This window comes from Spiribacter salilacus, assembly GCF_009649225.1.
Taxonomy (GTDB): domain Bacteria; phylum Pseudomonadota; class Gammaproteobacteria; order Nitrococcales; family Nitrococcaceae; genus Spiribacter; species Spiribacter salilacus.
Genome location: NZ_WJPP01000005.1, coordinates 99,682 through 117,647, shown reverse-complemented (window position 1 = coordinate 117,647; position 17,966 = coordinate 99,682). Strand labels below are relative to the sequence as shown.

Below are 17,966 nucleotides of genomic sequence, written 5' to 3'. Positions count from 1 at the left end.
CGGATTCATGGGGGCTAAGTCACCATCGCGCGGTGATCCTGAACAACTGTCCACCGCATTAAAGCTAACACGTCCATTTACTTGGCTGATTGCGGCCATTAGCACGTTGTTAGTGGGCGCGTTTATTGCGTGGGGGTTTTTTGGCCAAATCGACTATCGGTCTGAGGGGCGTGGGGTGCTGCTCTATTCTGATGCGAGTGTTTATTCGGTGGCAGCCCCCGGCGCAGGCGTGGTCGAAGAAATTGCCGTTTCGGTGGGCGACGAGGTAGAAGCCAACGCCTTGGTAGCAAAAATCAGCCAGTCAGAGCGGGCAACGCGTATTGCCGCATCACGTCGGCTGGTCGATCAGCTAGAGACAAGAATATCTGATTTGCAGGCCAGTCAGGCTCAGCTTTTAAAACAGCGCCAAGATAATGCGGATCAGCGGATAATGACCTTGCAGCAGCAGGTGGATGACGATGCGGAGCATCGAGATTATCTGCAAGCGTTGCTGGCTGATCAGCGTGAGGATTTGGCGGCGGGTTTTGTTACGCGTGAGCGCGTCGAGGCAACGCGACGCGAGCTGCATCAAACTGAGCAGTCTATTCGCCAGAGCCGTGATCAGATGGCAAAAATCCAGTTGGAGCTTTTGCAGTTCAAAGCTAGCCAGCAAGATCAATTGGCATCGCTTACAGAGTCACTCACCCGAGAGCAAAACCAGATAGAAGAATTATTGGCCGCTGTAGCCGCGGAGCAGTTTGTTCGCGCACCGGCAGCCGGCGTGGTGGTGGCGATTGCTCAAAAACGTGGCGATCGGGTGAACGCAGGGGATCAATTTGCCGTGATTGAGGGTCAGGATGGCCAGCTGCAGCTGGTGGGCTATTTTCCCGCGGGTCAGGGCAAAAACGTGACCACTGGCATGAGCGCGCAGGTATCGCCTGAAAATATAGAGCGCGACGTGTATGGCGCAATGATTGGCAAAGTCTCATTTGTGAGTGCCTTTCCGGCAACGCAACCTGCATTACTCAACCGTTTGGGCAACGAGCAACTGGTTAATGAACTGACCAAGGCAGGCGCGCCGTTAGAGGTGCATATCGATTTACTGCCTGATAAAGCCGCACCCAGTGGCCTTGCTTGGTCTTCGTCCTTTGGCCCGCCAACGCAGATAACAAGCGGGTCGCTGGCAACAGCAGCCGTTATTACCCGCCGTGCAAGCCCTATTCAACTGCTTATTCCTACGCTGAGAAACTGGGTCTCGCCACACAATGGCGGCTAGCAGCAAGACACACTGGCGTTTCCGCACTCCAACCCGGTTGCAGATGGAGGCAGTGGAATGTGGGGCGGCTGCGCTAGCCAGCATTTTGCAGTTTCATGGCCGCCGCGTGCCGCTAGAGCAACTGCGAAACGATTGCGCGGTCTCGCGCGACGGGGCAAAGGCAAGCAATATCGTTAAGGCCGCACGGCGTTATGGGTTAGAAACCAAGGGTGTTCGCACAACGGCCGACGAGGCGTTAACAGCGGGTGAGCCTTTTATTGCCTTTTGGAATGTCAGCCATTTTGTGGTGGTGGAAGGAGTTAAGGGCGATCGGGTTTATTTGAATGATCCGGGTAGTGGCCCGCGTCAGGTATCGCGCGAGGATTTTGAAGAGAGCTTTAGCAGCGTCATGCTTACCTTTAAGCCGGGCCCAGAGTTTGAGCCCGGTGGCGAGCGACCCAAGCTCTTGCCAAAGTTGCTTCCCCGTTTGCGTGGTTCGGGGGACGCAGCCAGCATTGTTATGTTATTTACCTTGTTGCTCGTAGTTCCTGGCTTAGTGCAGCCGGCACTCATAAAAACGTTTATTGACGATGTTTTAATTCGCGGCTACAGCAACTGGGTGTTTGTGCTGGTGGTCGGTCTTATCTTTAGTGGGGCATTTAGCGCTTTTCTGACCTGGGTGCAGCAGCGCTACTTACTTAAAATGCAAATGAAATTGGGCGTCACCATTGCCAGCGAGTTTTTCTGGCATACGCTGCGTTTGCCGGTGAGCTTTTATGCGCAGCGCTACATTGGGGATGTTGCCGCTCGCGTCCAATCCTGCCATCGGTTAGCCAGTTTGCTGGCCGGGCCGTTACCAACCACGGTAATTCACGCCTTAATGATTGGTTTTTTTGGGTTAGTGATGCTGTTGTTTAGCTGGCAGCTTACCGTGTTGGTATTTGCCCTTACGTTCACCAACATTGCGGCCTTGCAGTTTGCCCAACGCCGTCGGCGTGATTTAAATGCCAGCCTGCTTAACACCAGTGGAAAGTCTCAGGGCGCTGCAATGGCTGGCCTACAAGCAATGGAAACGCTCAAAGCCTCGGGCACTGAAAGTGATTTCTTTTCACTCTGGTCGGGTTATCAAACGAGAACCGTCAATACGCAGCAACAGCTATCGGCAACCACGTCTGTGCTAGAAGGTGTACCGTCTTTTTTGGACCATTTAATGTCTGCTCTCGTCTTAGGCGGTGGTGCGCTGTTAATTATGAAGGGTCAGCTCACGATTGGCGCACTCATTGCGTTTCAGGCGCTTACCGTTCATGTCACCACGCCTATCAAGCATTTGGTTGGGCTCGGCTCCCAACTACAGGAGATTGAGGGCGATTTAGATCGATTAGATGATGTGCTCGATAACCCCCAAGATCCGCTGCTGACCGAGCCACCAGACGATAAAACGCAGCCGTCATTGACGCCGCTTAGCGGACGAGTAGAACTCAAAGACATTACTTTTGGCTACTCCCCGGCAGAGCCGCCTTTAATTGAGGGGTTTTCGCTTAAACTAAAGCCTGGGCAACGGGTGGCGTTGGTGGGGGGCTCAGGTAGCGGCAAATCAACGCTGGCGAAGTTGATGACCGGGCTTTTGGTGCCGCAGTCGGGCACGGTGCTTTATGACGATGTGCCGCTATTTGATTTGCCCCGGCGGCTTGCCACTCGCGACATTGCCTCAGTAGACCAGGAATGTATTTTGTTTGCCGGCACAATACGCGACAACCTGACGCTGTGGGATGACAGTGTGACTGATGCGGCAATGCGACGGGCAACTCAGGATGCGATGATTCATGAGCTGATTGCTTCTCGCCCTGGTGGGTATTTAGAGGCGGTCAGCGAGGGGGGTGACAACTTTAGCGGCGGACAGCGCCAGCGGATTGAGATTGCACGCGCGCTGATACGAGACCCCGCTGTTTTGGTGCTTGATGAGGCCACGGCCGCGCTAGATCCGGTAACGGAGGCGCAAATTGATCGGGCACTACGCCGACGTGGCTGTACCTGCGTGATAGTTGCGCACCGTTTAAGCACGGTTAGGGACGCGGATGAAATTATCATGCTCGAGCATGGCAAGGTCATAGAACGGGGCACCCATGAAGATTTGATTGCGCTTAACGGACGTTATGCCGCATTGGTAGGTGAGGCATGAGTGATTTACTGGCGCAATTAGGGCTTTCAGACAGCGCCCAGCGCACAGAGCAGGTATGGTCTGGGCGTGATCGACTCACCCCTGCAGTCGGCACGATGCAGGTGATTATTGACGGGTGTTTGGATGTATTCCTAGAGCCGCCTGGGCCAATCACTCAGCGTCATTACTTATTTACGCGTGAGGCAGGCACGGTGTTGCCTGGCATGCCAGAAACGCCAAAGGGCGCGCGCTTGGTGGCGGTACCTGCACAGCCAACCCGTACGGTATCGATCGATTGGTCAAGTGTGCTTGCAGCTGCTGATACTGCTGGGCAGGCTGCTTTATGCCGAGCCTTGGATGAAGCCTGTGCTGCGTTTGCCGGGCCAGCGGAGCCTTGTCAGCCCGATTCAGAGCAGATTGCCGCGCGGCTGGCCGCCATCATTGAATCTGTAACAGCGCGTGCGGTTGAGGCAGAGCAAGCACGATCAGACGCCATAGAACGTACCGCGCAAAATCGATCCCGCGGTTTTCGAGATGCCATCGGTGCGCTATCGCAGGGTTTGCGAGGCCGCTTAGCGGGTGACGCCGCTGATGCCGCACGCGGAGATCTTGCCGCGGTGCTTGCCCATGTCGTTAAAGCCCAAGGTGGTGTGCTCGATTTAAAACCTGAGGCAGAAACCAGAGCCTTAAGCAGCCACGATCCATTGTCTGCGATGACGGCGCGCGCAGGGCTACAAAAGCGTGCAGTCCATCTGCAAACAGGCTGGTGGAACAATGATCATGGTCCTTTAATAGGCTTTGATAAAGCGAATAATCCACTGGCACTTATCCCCGATGGCCATCAACACTATCGCATGTGGACCCCGCAAGCCGGTGATCAGGTAGTCACGGCGGCGCAGGCTGCCGACATTGCACGTCAGGCCTTTTATGTCTTCATGCCGCTACCCGAGGGTAAAACGGGGCCCGCTGATTTGTTGCGTTTTAGTTTGACCGGTTGTGCGCAGGATTTCAGGCGGATTGGGCTCATGCTGCTATTGGCTGGCATCCTGTCACTGGCCACACCGGTGGTCACCGGTTGGATTATGGATCCCGTTATCCCCGAAGCTCAGCTGCATCAACTGACCGTGTTAATTGCGGCACTCATCACCTTAGCCGTGGCCATGGCAACTTTTGGCTTAGTGCGCGCTTTTTCGTCGTTGCGCATGGAAGGGGCGATGGACTACCGCGTGCAGGCCGCCGTCTGGGATCGGTTGTTAAAGCTTGAGGCGGCGTTTTTCCGAGAATATGCGGTAGGCGATTTGGCCAATCGAGCCATGAGCATTAACTCTATTCGTAAGCTACTCACCGGCTCTTTAATCGGTTCGTTATCGCATGCGGTGATTGGGCTGTTTAGCTTTGGCTTGATGGTTTGGTACGACTGGCAACTGTCTGCGGGCGCGCTGTTATTTGCCCTGATCTATATGGCAATTGCGTATGGCATTGGGCAGCAGGTAATAAAAATCTATCGGCAAACATTAGCGTTGCAAGGGCAGCTGCAAGGGCTGGTGTTGCAGTTGCTAGGGGGGCTATCTCGCCTGCGTGTGGCGGGCGCTGAGCGCAGCGCATTTGCTCAGTGGGGGCGGCCTTATGGCACTTTAATGGGGCTTAATTTTCAGCATGTCAATTTGCAGAATTGGTTAAGCGTTTTAAAAGCGGGGTTCCACCCCTTGGCGCTGGGGGCCGTGTTAGCGGTGATTGGTTTGCAAAGTGGTGCTCTGTTGGCGGTGTTTGAGTCGCCTGATGTAGGTCGTGCAGCAGCGGGTCAGCTCCAACAGGTGATGCCAACCAGCCATTTTGTGGCCTTTCATGTGGCCTTTGGACAATTTATTGCCGCGGTATTTGGTTTAACGAGCGTGGCCATTCAGCTCACCAACCTGCCCCCCCTTTACGAGCGTGTGCGCCCTATCCTTGAAGCACCCACCGAGCAGGCACCCGATCAGGCAGATCCCGGGCCAATTCAGGGGGCCATTGATTTACACGATGTGGTTTTTGGCTACTCAGAACAATCACCGCCAGTGCTTAAAGGATTATCGTTGCGAGCGGACCCCGGTGAGTTTGTTGCCATCGTTGGGCCATCCGGCGCGGGTAAGTCAACCTTGATTCGTCTGTTGCTTGGCTTTGAGCAGCCATGGAGCGGGAGTGTATTTGTTGATGATAAGGACTTGGCAACGCTGGACCGACGCGCGGTTCGTTATCAGTTTGGCGTGGTGTTGCAGCAGGGGCGGCTATTGTCTGGGTCCATCTTTCATAATATTGCCGCGGGCAGTGATGTTGATGAAGATGCCGCGTGGGAAGCGGCCCGCATGGCTGGCTTCGATGCCGATATCAAGGCGATGCCCATGGGCCTTCACACGTTTCTTAGCGAAGGGGCAACTACCCTTTCTGGCGGGCAGCGGCAGCGTTTAATGATTGCTCGTGCACTGGTGCGCCGACCGCGCGTGGTGATTTTTGACGAGGCAACCTCGGCATTGGACAATCGCACACAAGCCATTGTTAGCGAGAGCGTTGCGTCTTTGGCGTGTACGCGAATTGTCATTGCCCATCGACTCAGTACCATTCGCGCGGCCGATCGTATCTATGTGCTGCAAGACGGGCGCGTGGGCGAGGTGGGTGACTTTGCCACGTTGATGGATCAGCAAGGGTTGTTTGCAGCGCTTGCCAATCGCCAGCTGGCATGAGCTTAACCGAAACGCAGCAACGGGCATGGCAATCGCTTTGTTGTGCGATTAATCAAGCGGCGATGGGCTCGGTGGTTGATGCCCTTGAGCACAATGGCGTGTGGCATGCGCTACGCGCGGCGGATGGGCCAATTCCACTTGCGGTACTTGCCGAGCGGCATCACACGCATGCGGGTTTGCTGGCCTGCGTTGGGCGCTGGTTTGAGGTGCTCGGCTGGGGCGGTGTTTCAGCTGAAGGGTTGGAGTTAACAACCCCAAACACCATCACTGCGGCTCAGGGACGGTCTGCATTAAACGCATTGGTTGCCCTGGCGCGGTTGGCTGAGCAAGGGGCAGTTCAACGTTTAGCCGCAGGTTGCGGCATCACAGAGCAGATATGGCGGCAGGTACTGCAGCAGCTGGCCCCTTTGGGCTGGGTTACCGAAAGCACGAAGGGCTTTGCCCTCAATCAAACGGGGCGGGCGGGTATGCCCATGGCCGCGCAAAGTATCTACGTGGCAGGCTATGCGCCGTTGCTATCGGGTCTGCGTGATGTGTTTGCAATCCACGCTCATCGAAAGCCGGGGTTTGATGCTAGCGGCGATGAGTGGCACGTGGAGCGCGCTGCAGATATCGCGTTTAGCGCGGTCGTTTATGAAACCCATTGCCATAATGCGGTTTGCGAGTTGGTCATGGAGGCAATGCACATAGCGCCGAATAGACCGCAGGCCATTGTGGATACGGGGGCGGGTAATGGGGCATTGCTGCTGGGGCTGCATTCGGCGTTTGTTAAGGCAGGCCATACGCCGCCGCGATTGGTAGCTGTTGAGCCGAGTGCGCCAGCCCGCCGGCTATGCCAAACGCGCCTTGATCCTATTGGTGGGTTGGTGTTGCCAGGGGATATTAATCATCCCGAGGCCATCGCGCTGGCTTTAAAAGAACATGATATTGAAATGCAGGATTGCCTGCATGTGAGTAAATCGGTGATGCACAATCGTGCCGTGTTGGGCCAGCCTGATGAGCTAGATGATGCGGTTGTGCATTCGTCGTGTGCGGTGCATCTTAATCAAGCATTTGAGCAGCTAACGGCCGGGCAGATGGGTGCTGATTTGGTGGCGGCATTTCAACGCTGGCTGCCTTGGGTGCAGCGTCATGGGTGGGTGATGCTTGAGCCGCATGCGATCGATCCGGTGCTGCTTGGCAAAAACCTAGACTCACATCCGCTATTGGCCACCGATATTACGCACACCTTGTCGGGGCAACATTTGGTGGAGCAGGCGTTTCATCGCCGGTGTGCGGAGTTGGCCGGATTATCGACCGTATCAATCAAAGACCTTCAGCAAGATTTGTTAGGCGTGCCGTTAATGAGTGCTGATTTAATGATTGGTGCAATGGTGTCTGGCTCAAAGATATAGGCGCCGTGGGTGGTTTTGCTATCAAGCACATGATGTTTGACGGCAGCACCGGCAGCCTCAAGCTGTGTTTTCAGGGTCTCTACTTGGTCAGGCGGATACCGCCAGTCACGCTGATAACTGACCAGCTCAACGGGCCCGGTTAAGCGGGTTATGGCGTTATTCATATCAAATAGATCCATGGCACGGGTCAGGTACAGCAGGCTGTTGGGGTCCATGCCACCGGCTTTGCGCGCAATGATATCTTCAAGAAACTGCTCTACGGCAAAATACGGTTTAAAGGTTACCGGCTGATCAGGCGCGATGACTGCACGGCCAAAGCGGTTTTCCATCCCTTCTTTGCCTAACCAAAAAAGCGATCCAAGTGCAGCGCCTAAGCCCATACCCTCGTCACGGTCGGTCAGGATGAGTCGGCGAATCATCGCCCACATCGCAATGGTCATTGGGCTAGAGGCCGCGGTAGTACTAATCAACAGACTGCGAGATACCCGCTCAGGTGCCTGGCGTAACCACTCAAGCCCCTGAAAACCACCCATGCAACCACCAATCAACACGGCAATTTGTGAGACACCCAAGCCGTCTAAAAGCGCTCGTTGGGCCCGAACCATATCTGCGATAGTGAGTATCGGTAGGCGAGTGGCATAGGGCTTTGCATCAGTCGGGTGGGGTGTGTTGGGGCCGGTGCTGCCACTGTCTCCCCCCAACACATTGCTGCAAATGATGCACCATTGGTCAGTATCTAGGGGTTGGCTTGGTCCGATTAGTGATTCCCACCAACCTTTGCGTGACCCATTGGGGCCAGCATGCTGATTGCTGGTGAGCCCATGACAAAGCCAAATAACATTGTCACGCTTTGCATTGAGTTCGCCATAGCGGCAGTAGGCCACATCAACGTTTTCCAGCGGTGCGCCGTGATCAAGTTCGACGGGATCCGGTAGCCGCTGAATGATCGTCATTCTAGGCCAAGACGCTCAGGCGTTAGCGTACCCATATCAGCAAGCAGCTGAACCTCACTTTGGCGCAGTGTGGTGCGGGCATGAATTAAATCCTGTTCGGTGCTGCTGCGTTTTTGGTTAGCATCGAGCAGTGGCTGAATGTCGCTAAGGCCTTGATCAAACTCTCGCTTGCGCGATTGCTGTAGTGCTTTGGCAGCCGTGAGCTGCTGCTCAAGTAGGGTGATGCGCTGTTGCGCAGCAGCGCGTTTCATCCAGCTATGCCGTACCGCCGCAGCGGTGTCCTCTTGTGCAGCGCGCTGATGAAGTCGGGCGGCGGCTAGCGCGTGCGTAGACGCGCGAACCTGAGCACGCCCGGTGCCGCCATCCGTTAGCGGTACGGTTAGCTCAAGCATGGCGCCGGTTGATTGCTCGCGCGAGACCGCACGCTCCTCAAGCACATTCTCATGAATAGTTTGATCATAGTCGTAACCATGATGCGCGTTCAGGCTTAATCGCGGCCCAAGTGCACCTTCGCGTTCTGCCACTTCAGCTTCAGCTTGTGCAACGGCGGCACGGGCAATTTCAACTTGCGCTGCATGACGTGCCGCTTGAGTTAATGCTGCCTCCAGCGTAGCGGGAATTTTTGGTAATCGGGCGGTGCCAATGGCTTGTTCCGGGCGCAGTCCAGTCCAGTTCTCTAAGGTATCCACTGCCTGGTTGCGTTGCTCTTCGGTTTGTTGGAGCGCGGTTTGTTGTTCAATGACGGCCAGCTGCGCTGCACTTAAATCGGCCACTGTGGCTAATCCGCGCTCAACGCGCGTATTTAATTCCTCAACAAAGTTTTCTCGCTCGGCAATATCACTGCGCTGCAGTGCAATGACCTGCTGTGCTCCTTGTAGAGAAAACCAGTTTGTTGTCACTGTTTTGAGCGCGTCTATTGACGTTTGCACAAGCTGTGCATCGGTTTGTGCCGCGCTGGCATTCGCTTTCTCAATGCCGGCCGTAATTTGCCCACTGCGCCACAGGTCAAGGTTAAGTTCTAGGCGCACTTGCCGATCGGTTAGTGTTTCTTCGGCGGTGCGCTGATCTAAATGGCGTCGTCCCTCTTGTCCGGTTACCGTCAGGGTGGGCCAGCGCTGACCACGGGCAGCATCAACATTCGCTTGGCTGGATGTTTGACGCTCGCGAATGGCCGATAGGCGCGGGTTATTCTCAACGGTTGCCGCCAACAGCGTTGCGAGCGTTTGCGCTTGCACTTCCCCCGTTACAGCCACTAGCGCCGCGACGAATACAACAACGGTCATTTTTTTTGAGTAGCTCTGAAGAATACTTGCAACTGTCATGTGCGTCGTTTACCTTGAATTCATCACTAAAAATTTAGTAGGGGCAAAGTTGTGGCGACCATTACTAAGGCAATTAGATTTTATCGGGGGATGTTTGAACGCCGGAGTGAAGAGTCGCTCAATAAAATTGCGCACGTCAAGCGCTTTATGGAGTTCTTATGTGGTGATGCTGGCTTTCGAGAGGCGCTCACAGCTAATCATTCCGACCCTAACCCTGTGGTCGAGCAATACGGCCTTAGCGTAGATCCAACCGAATTACTGCCGCTGTGGCATTCTGAGTATGCCCAGTATCGATTCACAGCTGAGGCAGAAAAGTGGCCCCTTGTCGTTTTATGGGATGACTGGCTGGCGGACATGATGAAGCATCGCGACATGCTGACTGAGCTAGGGCGTTGCGAAGCAATAAACCCGGCCTTTGATGCATGGCGGATGCGCCAGCAAAAACGCTGCGAAAGCGAACTGGGTATGGCTTCCTCAAACTCTATCACGCATCCGATTGTTGCATTTGAGTTATCAGATGGTTGCTCAGTTGGCTGCTGGTTTTGCGGGATTTCGGCAGAGCGCTACCGCGACTACCAGCCCTACACGCCAGAGGTTGCTGAGTTATGGCAAGGCATGCTGGCGCACATGGTCGATCTTTTTGGCAACGCCACGCAAACCGGTTTTTGTTATTGGGCTACCGATCCGGCCGATAATCCCGATTACCCAAAATTTATTGAAGACTATTACCATGTAACGGGAGCCTTGCCGCAAACCACTTGCGCCGCCCCTCTGCGTGATCTTGAGTTAACTCAACAAGTGTTGTCGTTATTCGATCGCTATCGCACCGTAACTAATCGTTTTTCTATCATTACCCCCAAGATATTTAAGTCGGTTATGGAAACCTTCTCGCCTGAAGAACTGATGGGGGTTGAGCTCGTTCATCAGCAAAAGGGAGCGCTTGGCACTAAGGCCATTGCGGGTCGGGCGCGGACGCGCCGATTGCGAAGACAAGCCGCCGGCCGTGAGGATAATGAGCATTATTTTGGTGAAGACCATTCCACGATTGCCTGTGTTAGTGGGTTCTTAGTCAATCTGTTGCACCGGCGCATCCAATTAGTTACGCCAACTCGAGCCGATTCATTATGGCCTTTGGGTTATCGCGTTTATGCCGAGCGATTTTTTACAGATGCAGACGATTTTAGAGCCGTTATTGAGGATTTAATTGCTCGGCACATGCCGATGCGTTTACCCATGGATACGGTTTTGGGCTTTCGGCGAGATTTAAATTATCAGCCGATAGAAAATGGGTTTGAGTTGACTACCCGGACCCATAAAATTTGGCGTGATCAACTGCCGTTTGATGGCGCCTTAGGTGCAATGCTGGCTGAAAATCGGTTTACGGGCCGAGAGATTATGCGAAAGCTACTGCGGGACAAAGCGGATGTATTTTTTGTACAACGCGTGCTTCAGCAGTTATTTGATGATGGTCTATTAAACGATGATCCAGCGCTTTACGGCATTGCTTGTGATCCACCTCTAACCGCCACACAGACGCCATTGGCCCTGTCTGGCAATCCATCATAGTTTTTTTGTACAGGAGTTAACAAAATGAGTCAGGCAGAAATCGAGCGTTTTGTGAACGATTTAGCATCAAACGAAAGCCTTCGTGAAACGGTAGTGAATGCCTCAGAAGGGGTTGAGTCACTCGTTGCGATTGCGCAAGATCACGGCTACGACATCAATATTGATGAAGCACGTGATTACATTCAGGCAAACACCCAAGGTGAACTGAGCGACGATCAGCTTGACGCTGTAGCCGGTGGTAAGACTGCCGTTGCGACCAACGTTGTTCAAAGCGCTGAGGTTGCAACATCAGCTGTGGTAGCGGCTGAGACTGCGGCCGTCGTTGCTGTAGTTGCAACATGAGCGCGGCAGAAATCGAGCGCTTTGTTAGCGATTTAGCCTCGAATGAGCTTTTGCGTGAAAAGGCAGTGAATGCTTCTGAAGGTGTTGAATCGCTTGTAGCCATTGCTCAAGAGCATGGCTACGACATTACCGTTGATGAGGCTCAACAGTACGTCCAAGCAAATGCTCAAGGTGAGCTTAGCGACGATCAGCTCGATACAGTGGCAGGCGGTAAGGGCGGTGTTGGTGAATTTGTTCTCGTGACTGGCGGTGCGCCCTCCGCTAGTGGCCCAGCTGCGGTGGAAATTGTGTGCGCTGCGTCTGTAGCGTGACTTAGAGCTCCCGACTAAAAAGGGTTGCATACCCTAGCGCGGTTAGATGGGGTCGGATGCGGCGGAGGGTGAAACGCTGCATCCGGTCTAATCCAATCGGAACGGTCCAAGTCGCTAAGGGGTGTTTGCTGCCGGCTTTCTGCGCTTCAGCCGCGTTGCGCCAGAGTGGAAACACGCGGGTCATCGATTGGATTTGCGGATCTACCCAAGATGCCGTCCAGCGAAGGATTTGCGCGTCAATACCATGGGTGATGAGCCAGCCGCGAATACGGGATTTTTCATCAAGTAGTGCCTGACTAACGCTGTCGCAGTGATCTTTTTCTAAATAAAAAGGATCAAGTAAAGACGGCCAGTGGGGTTGGCTGTCTTTTAATGTTTGCCGTGATGAGTCACTGACCTCTGACCACGGTATGCAGTGATAGCCGGCGGGTAGTTGCGGGCGCTGTAACCAGTCAATTGCCAGTAGGTTATCAACAGGCGCTTTGCAGACCAGTTGACGCGTCCCCTGATACGTCCATCCGTGTTCAATCAGCCATTCAAGGGATTGGATGGAAGGCTCCCACACCACGGGCAAAAATTGGAGGGTCTCTAGCCCGACGGCCGAGCATTCTTTCTCAATCTGAGCCAGTAATTTGTTGCGAACAGCGGGGCTATCGAATAAAGGATTGATATACAGTGATACGAGCTCGTCAAAGCTCGTAGGTCTAGCGTGCGCCAACGCCAGCCCAACCGGATCTTGGCCACTACGCACGCCAACTGCTATCACTTTTTCCTGCCCAGGGTTGAGGAGCAACCAGCGTTGTGAAGGGTAGGTCAGGCTACAGAACTCGGCGCTGTCTTCCTTGTTAAGTTGTTGGATCTGAAGACCTGCCAATGCATAATGCCCCTATGGAAGACAAAAACCATCAATCGCCTAAAGAAGGCTACGGTAAACCTTGGTTTGCTCGCAAACGGTTTGGATGGGGAATACGGCCCGTCAGTTGGCAGGGGTGGGTTATTACCTTGCTTGTTTTGGTCGCTTTTCTATTCGTTGTTCGTTTGCTAGCAAGTTAGGGTAAGAGCTGCCGATAGGCCGCCATCACCTCAGGGTTGGGGTAGTAGCGCATGGCAAGCACATCGAGCATGACGCTGCTCGTGTAAAAAACCACGCCGCTAATCAATGCAATGGTAGCGAGCAGTGTTACACCCAGCGCCCGTTTTGATTGTGCCGCCAGCACTACCGCAATCGCAAGAAAGCTAAAGGGGTACAGGTAAAGAGGAAGGAAATAACGGCCTTGAATTTCCCTCCCCCATTCATTAGCGGCCCGTGCGTAATGGTCAAACGTGGCATAGCTGGCCACGGACACGGCCAGTGGAATCAAAATCAGGATGAATAGCGCAAACAAGGTGTGCTTTTGCTTCCAATTTTGCAGCGGACGATGGCCGTTACGCAGGCTAACTAGTCCATTTGCCACCAAAAGTGCCACCAGACCATAAACAAGAACCTTAAAGGCGATAGGCCCACGTTCGGGAAAGACCGTATCAAGCTGCCCGAGGACGCCAAAAAAGCTGTTGTAATCCAGCAACCCAAATGAATAAACAAACTGGGCGGTCTGCCATATATGTCGGTAGAAAACTTCAGGGTGCTCCGCGCCGATTAATGGTGATGGGATCGATAAAGGAATTAAGTGGCGACTGGCATCGAGCAGGTTGAGCAATAGAGGACCCATTGCAATGCCAGCAGCAATGAGGCTTGCGATAATCCATAGCCATCGGTAACCGTTGTGCCATCCATTAAGTGCCTGGCCCATTAACCAAAGAATACCCACCACAACGAAAGCAAGATAAGCCACCAGTTCACTGGCAAACATGGCGACTGCGATCAATAACAGGATTGGCGTTATCCAGCGGTGGAAAACAAAGACACTAACTAAAGTAAAAATGCCAAGTGGCGCAGCGTAGCCGGTGTCATTGATTACGCTTGTCATAAATAACATCTGCGGAATGGCGAGGTACACCAGTAAAGACAGCGCTAAACCCATCTTAAGCCGTGCCTGTCCCGCCTGAGTGAGCACGGGCGCCAACAACGAACGCCCCCGCGCAATCACAAAAAAAGTCAGTGCGTAAATAAAGTAGGCCAACAAAATTTGGCCGTACCGCAAGTAGCTTAAGTAATCGATGCTGGGGGTGTTGGGTTGTGTTTTATAGATCAACACCGGCAGCCAGTTATAGGCATGCGTTAGCATTAGCGTGGCGCCGCAGGTATGTCGATTGGTCTTTATTAGTGGTGTTTCAGCAGTGGGTGGTGGTGAGTTTTCTCGCAAGTCTTTTAAAAAGGAAACCTGCTCTTGGGTAACGGGCAGTCTAAGCCGACGGGCGATGGGCATAATTTCGTCGCGTACTGTAATTAAATCGGCCCATATCAAAGTACATTGGCCGTCTCCGCCAAATGCCATTTGGTGAAATCCCGCAAAGGAAACAGGCACCTGTGCCTCTTCATCCGGCCCTTGATACATTGGCGTGATGCGCGCAATTTCAAACTGCAGCACCAGCAATACCGATAAGCCAAGAGCACCTAACAAACCAACGAGAAGGGGTGATCGAGTTTCAACGAGATAGCCAATTTTTTCGGGTAGGCGCGCCAGTCTTGTTTGGTGAGGCTTGAGAAGTTCGACCAACAGCCAAATAACGATTCCGATGATGGTGGGAACCAGTGCAGCGGTAATTCGTTGCCAAATTGAGGGCGCATAAAGCTCTGGTGAAAGCGACAAAACAAAATGCGGATCACGCCCAGTACCCACCATTAAAAGTGAATCGGCGGCTTGAGCTGGCACATCAATTTGATGAGCGCGTTGTATGTTTGCCAGTATTTGCCCCGGCGATAGCGTTTGCTGCCCCCAGCGGCTTTGGATGTGAATGTTTCTTATATCGACGTTAATCGCTTGTTTTGCTGTGTCTATTCGCAGTTCCTGAATGGGATAGGCCACGTGAAAGGCGAATGTCGCTTGCGTCCAGGCTTGTGCTTCAAGTCTGGCTAGGCGTGCTTTTTCAGGGGTGTACGGGCCACCGGGAAACGGGGCAACAAATACTTCGGCTTGCGCCATTGCCTCGGCGCGTGCCTCAACCTGCACGATAATTGGTCGGTAGATGCCTTGAGCCAATAAAACAAGGCCAAAGACGAGCAATCCGACGAAAACGCTCCGCCGCTGCCATGAGCCGAGAAAAGAGTACACGTTAATTTTCACTGTCGCGATGATACCGCATCAACAAAAACTTGGCACGTACGCTTTTTTAATATAACGTACGCTTATGTCAACCATTACTCCATCATGGCTACGTGCCAACTTATATAAGGTGCTCGACCAAGTGATTGAAACAGGAGAAGTTGTGGAAATCTCTCGGCGGGGGCGGGTTATACGTCTGTCTGCAGAGCCGATAAGAGACTTACGTGTACTAGAGCCTCATCCTGAATATCTGGTTGGAGATCCAGATGAGATTGCGGAGATTGACTGGTCGGATGAATGGCAGCCGTAGTTTATCTAGATACGCATGTAGTTGTGCATCTTTATGGTAAGGGCACATCAGGTTTGCCTGATCCCGTTGTCGATCAGCTTCAATCAACCGAAGCGCTAAAAGTCTCTCCGATGGTTCGCTTAGAGCTTCAGTATCTATCGGAAATCGGTCGAGTCGGACAATCACCGGAGCGCGTGCTGGATTATTTGAGCGGCCGTGTTGGGCTTCAAACGTGTGAGGCCGCCTTTGGGGCAATTGTGCATGCGGCTCAGGCAGAAAATTGGACTAGAGATCCATTTGATCGTCTCATCGTTGCGCAAGCACGGCTCTCGCAGGCCGCTTTGCTTACCAAAGACCGTTTAATTCACCAGCATTATCTCCATTCTGTTTGGTGAAATAAGCCACAGAATCTCCCCGCGCCCTGTGCTTTCAATACGCGCATGCGCAATCTTGTTTACTGCAGTGATGGCACGGGCCAAACGGCGGCTGATCCGGCGTCTAATGTCTATCATTTAGTTCAACGGCTTGATTTCAGCGCCCCTCACCAACTTTACGACTATGCGCCAGGCTTAGGTTCTGGCCCGGAAGGGCTACTGGGGCGATGGTTTGGTTATGGCTTAACGCGTGAAATTGAAAACGCCTATCGGTTTTTAATTCGGCATTATCAGCCGGGCGATCAGATCTTTTTGTTTGGCTATAGCCGCGGGGCGTATGCCATGCGTGCGCTCACGGGCATGCTCGATCAAGTGGGTTTGTTGCGGCCTGAGCATGCTGATCGATTGAGCATGGCCAGCGATCTTTATACTCGCAAGGCGCTGCCAGCCGAGCGCAACGCCTTTGCCAAGCGCTATGCGCAACCTTGCCCCATTCATTTTATTGGCGCTTGGGATACCGTGGCTTCACTCGGTTATTTTTATGCTAATCGGCGCTTTTTTAACGCGCGATTAACTCCCTCCGTAAGCCATGCGCGCCATGCAGTGGCCATTCATGAGCGCCGCCCACGATTTGAACCGCTGCTGTGGCGTACCGCGCCGCTGCATGCGCGCCAAACCCTTAAGCAAGTTTGGTTTACCGGTTCGCATGGCGATGTAGGTGGCGGCTATGCCCGCCGTGGGCTGGCAGAAATCACCCTGCAATGGATGTTGGCCGAAGCTGCTGCGCAGGGCTTGGCCTTGCAACCTGATCCCGTTATCCCGCAGCCGCCCAACCCGCATGCCCTCATGCATAAACCCTGGCAGACTTGGCGCGGCAAGCTACTGCGCTTTGTGTTTGCCGGTAATCGGCCGCGGGAAATTCCCTCTGGCGCGCAGGTGCATGATTCGGTATGCCAGCGCTAATTGCTCACCTTTGGGTGCAACCCCCCTTTCCCGCTATACTCTGCAACGTTCTAGAGAGGGTTGCATAAGGGAAGGCCATGATTTTGGTTACCGGGGGCGCAGGGTTTATTGGCGCCAATTTTGTTTTGGACTGGCTGGCGGCGCATGACGAGCCGGTTATCAACTTAGATAAGCTGACCTACGCGGGCAACCTAGAAAATCTGGCCAGCCTAAAAGACGATGCGCGGCATCATTTTGTGCAGGGCGATATTGGCGATCAGGCGTTAGTTGAATCGCTGCTGGCCAAGCATCAGCCGCGGGCCATCATTAATTTTGCGGCCGAAAGCCATGTCGATCGCTCCATTCACGGGCCAGATGCCTTTGTTGCCACCAATGTGATGGGCACCTTTGCGCTGCTAGAGGCCGCGCGCGGTTATTACGCAGGCCTTAATGCTGCCGCGCAGGCCGAGTTTCGCTTTTTGCATGTGTCCACAGACGAGGTGTATGGCTCGCTAACCCCAGATGCCCCGGCCTTTACCGAATCTCACCCCTACCAGCCCAATTCGCCGTATTCCGCTAGCAAAGCCGGCGCAGATCATTTGGTGCGGGCCTATCACCACACCTATGGCCTGCCCACGCTAACCACCAATTGCTCCAATAATTATGGGCCGTATCAGTTTCCTGAAAAGTTGATTCCGCTGATTATTCATAACGCGCTGGCTGGCCGTGAGCTGCCCATTTATGGCGATGGCAGCAATGTGCGTGACTGGCTGTATGTGGGCGATCATTGCAGCGGCATTCGCCGGGTGCTTGAGGCCGGTAAGCCGGGTGAGGTCTACAATATTGGTGGCGAAAATGAGTGGACCAACATCGATATCGTGCGGCATATTTGCGCGCGGCTTGATGCGGTTAAGCCCGATCCCGCGGGTTCGTATGACCGGCTGATTACGTTTGTGACTGATCGCCCCGGGCATGATCGGCGCTATGCGATAGATGCCACACGCCTGCGCCAAGAGCTTGGCTGGCAACCGGCCGAGAACTTTGCCACCGGCATTGAGCGCACCATTGCCTGGTATCTGGCCAACACCGAATGGGTAGAGCGGGTGGCCAGCGGCGCCTATCGCGACTGGGTAGAGCAGCAATACGGGGTGGTGCCTTGAG

15 protein-coding genes are annotated in these 17,966 nt (G+C 53.8%); 11 read left to right on the top strand and 4 right to left on the bottom strand.

Translation table 11 applies throughout. The annotated features are described in order from the left end of the window. Window positions 1–7: 7 nt before the first annotated feature. Genes GH984_RS09930 through GH984_RS09915 form a run of 4 tightly spaced genes read left to right on the top strand, consistent with a single transcriptional unit; the run spans window position 8 to window position 7,503 of the window. Window positions 8–1,255, top strand: coding sequence for an NHLP bacteriocin system secretion protein (locus tag GH984_RS09930; RefSeq protein ID WP_153720065.1), 1,248 nt, complete (start codon window positions 8–10; stop codon window positions 1,253–1,255). Then, window positions 1,245–3,413: an NHLP family bacteriocin export ABC transporter peptidase/permease/ATPase subunit gene (locus tag GH984_RS09925; RefSeq protein WP_153720064.1), complete on the top strand. Its 2,169-nt coding sequence runs from the start codon at window positions 1,245–1,247 to the stop codon at window positions 3,411–3,413. Before GH984_RS09930 ends, GH984_RS09925 begins: the two co-directional genes overlap by 11 nt. Beyond that, on the top strand, window positions 3,410–6,109 hold the full coding sequence (locus tag GH984_RS09920) for an NHLP bacteriocin export ABC transporter permease/ATPase subunit (protein WP_153720063.1): 2,700 nt from the start codon (window positions 3,410–3,412) through the stop codon (window positions 6,107–6,109). The genes GH984_RS09925 and GH984_RS09920 overlap by 4 nt, the downstream gene beginning before the upstream one ends. Next, window positions 6,106–7,503 carry an AprA-related methyltransferase gene (locus GH984_RS09915; RefSeq protein WP_153720062.1) on the top strand — a complete coding sequence of 466 codons (1,398 nt, stop codon included), beginning with the start codon at window positions 6,106–6,108 and terminating at the stop codon, window positions 7,501–7,503. The genes GH984_RS09920 and GH984_RS09915 overlap by 4 nt, the downstream gene beginning before the upstream one ends. Here GH984_RS09915 and GH984_RS09910 read toward each other — a convergent pair. Next, a complete protein-coding gene (locus GH984_RS09910) occupies window positions 7,425–8,456 on the bottom strand; it encodes a homoserine O-acetyltransferase family protein (RefSeq protein ID WP_153720061.1) in 1,032 nt (343 codons plus the stop codon). The genes GH984_RS09915 and GH984_RS09910 overlap by 79 nt on opposite strands. Continuing rightward, window positions 8,453–9,778, bottom strand: a complete 1,326-nt coding sequence (locus GH984_RS09905; RefSeq protein WP_153720060.1) for a TolC family protein — start codon at window positions 9,776–9,778, stop codon at window positions 8,453–8,455. Before GH984_RS09905 ends, GH984_RS09910 begins: the two co-directional genes overlap by 4 nt. 90 nt (window positions 9,779–9,868) lie before the next feature. Between GH984_RS09905 and GH984_RS09900 the strand changes: the two genes are divergently transcribed. From GH984_RS09900 to GH984_RS09890, 3 genes are read left to right on the top strand one after another with little or no spacing between them, the layout of a single operon-like run. Further along, window positions 9,869–11,344, top strand: a complete 1,476-nt coding sequence (locus tag GH984_RS09900; RefSeq protein WP_153720059.1) for a radical SAM family RiPP maturation amino acid epimerase — start codon at window positions 9,869–9,871, stop codon at window positions 11,342–11,344. A 24-nt stretch (window positions 11,345–11,368) separates the two neighbouring features. Then, window positions 11,369–11,686, top strand: a complete 318-nt coding sequence (locus tag GH984_RS09895; RefSeq protein ID WP_153720058.1) for a Nif11-like leader peptide family natural product precursor — start codon at window positions 11,369–11,371, stop codon at window positions 11,684–11,686. Then, the gene (locus GH984_RS09890; RefSeq protein ID WP_153720057.1) at window positions 11,683–11,997 is read left to right on the top strand and encodes a Nif11-like leader peptide family natural product precursor; all 315 of its coding nucleotides are present in this window, start codon (window positions 11,683–11,685) and stop codon (window positions 11,995–11,997) included. The genes GH984_RS09895 and GH984_RS09890 overlap by 4 nt, the downstream gene beginning before the upstream one ends. A 1-nt stretch (window position 11,998) precedes the next feature. Here the strand turns inward: GH984_RS09890 and GH984_RS09885 are convergent, their stop codons facing one another. Beyond that, window positions 11,999–12,871, bottom strand: a complete 873-nt coding sequence (locus tag GH984_RS09885) for a hypothetical protein (protein WP_153720056.1) — start codon at window positions 12,869–12,871, stop codon at window positions 11,999–12,001. A 175-nt stretch (window positions 12,872–13,046) separates the two neighbouring features. Further along, the gene (locus GH984_RS09880; protein ID WP_153720055.1) at window positions 13,047–15,221 is read right to left on the bottom strand and encodes a hypothetical protein; all 2,175 of its coding nucleotides are present in this window, start codon (window positions 15,219–15,221) and stop codon (window positions 13,047–13,049) included. A gap of 121 nt (window positions 15,222–15,342) precedes the next feature. Between GH984_RS09880 and GH984_RS09875 the strand changes: the two genes are divergently transcribed. From GH984_RS09875 to rfbB, 4 genes are all read left to right on the top strand, one after another. Continuing rightward, on the top strand, window positions 15,343–15,510 hold the full coding sequence (locus GH984_RS09875) for a type II toxin-antitoxin system Phd/YefM family antitoxin (RefSeq protein WP_369692046.1): 168 nt from the start codon (window positions 15,343–15,345) through the stop codon (window positions 15,508–15,510). Continuing rightward, window positions 15,498–15,884 (top strand): type II toxin-antitoxin system VapC family toxin, encoded by a 387-nt coding sequence (locus tag GH984_RS09870; protein ID WP_153720053.1) that lies wholly within the window; start codon window positions 15,498–15,500, stop codon window positions 15,882–15,884. Before GH984_RS09875 ends, GH984_RS09870 begins: the two co-directional genes overlap by 13 nt. A gap of 45 nt (window positions 15,885–15,929) precedes the next feature. Next, window positions 15,930–16,826: a T6SS phospholipase effector Tle1-like catalytic domain-containing protein gene (locus tag GH984_RS09865; RefSeq protein WP_153720052.1), complete on the top strand. Its 897-nt coding sequence runs from the start codon at window positions 15,930–15,932 to the stop codon at window positions 16,824–16,826. 77 nt (window positions 16,827–16,903) lie between these two features. Continuing rightward, entirely contained in the window at window positions 16,904–17,965 is a 1,062-nt protein-coding gene (rfbB, locus tag GH984_RS09860; RefSeq protein WP_153720051.1) for a dTDP-glucose 4,6-dehydratase, read from the top strand. The last annotated feature ends 1 nt before the right edge of the window (window position 17,966 follow it).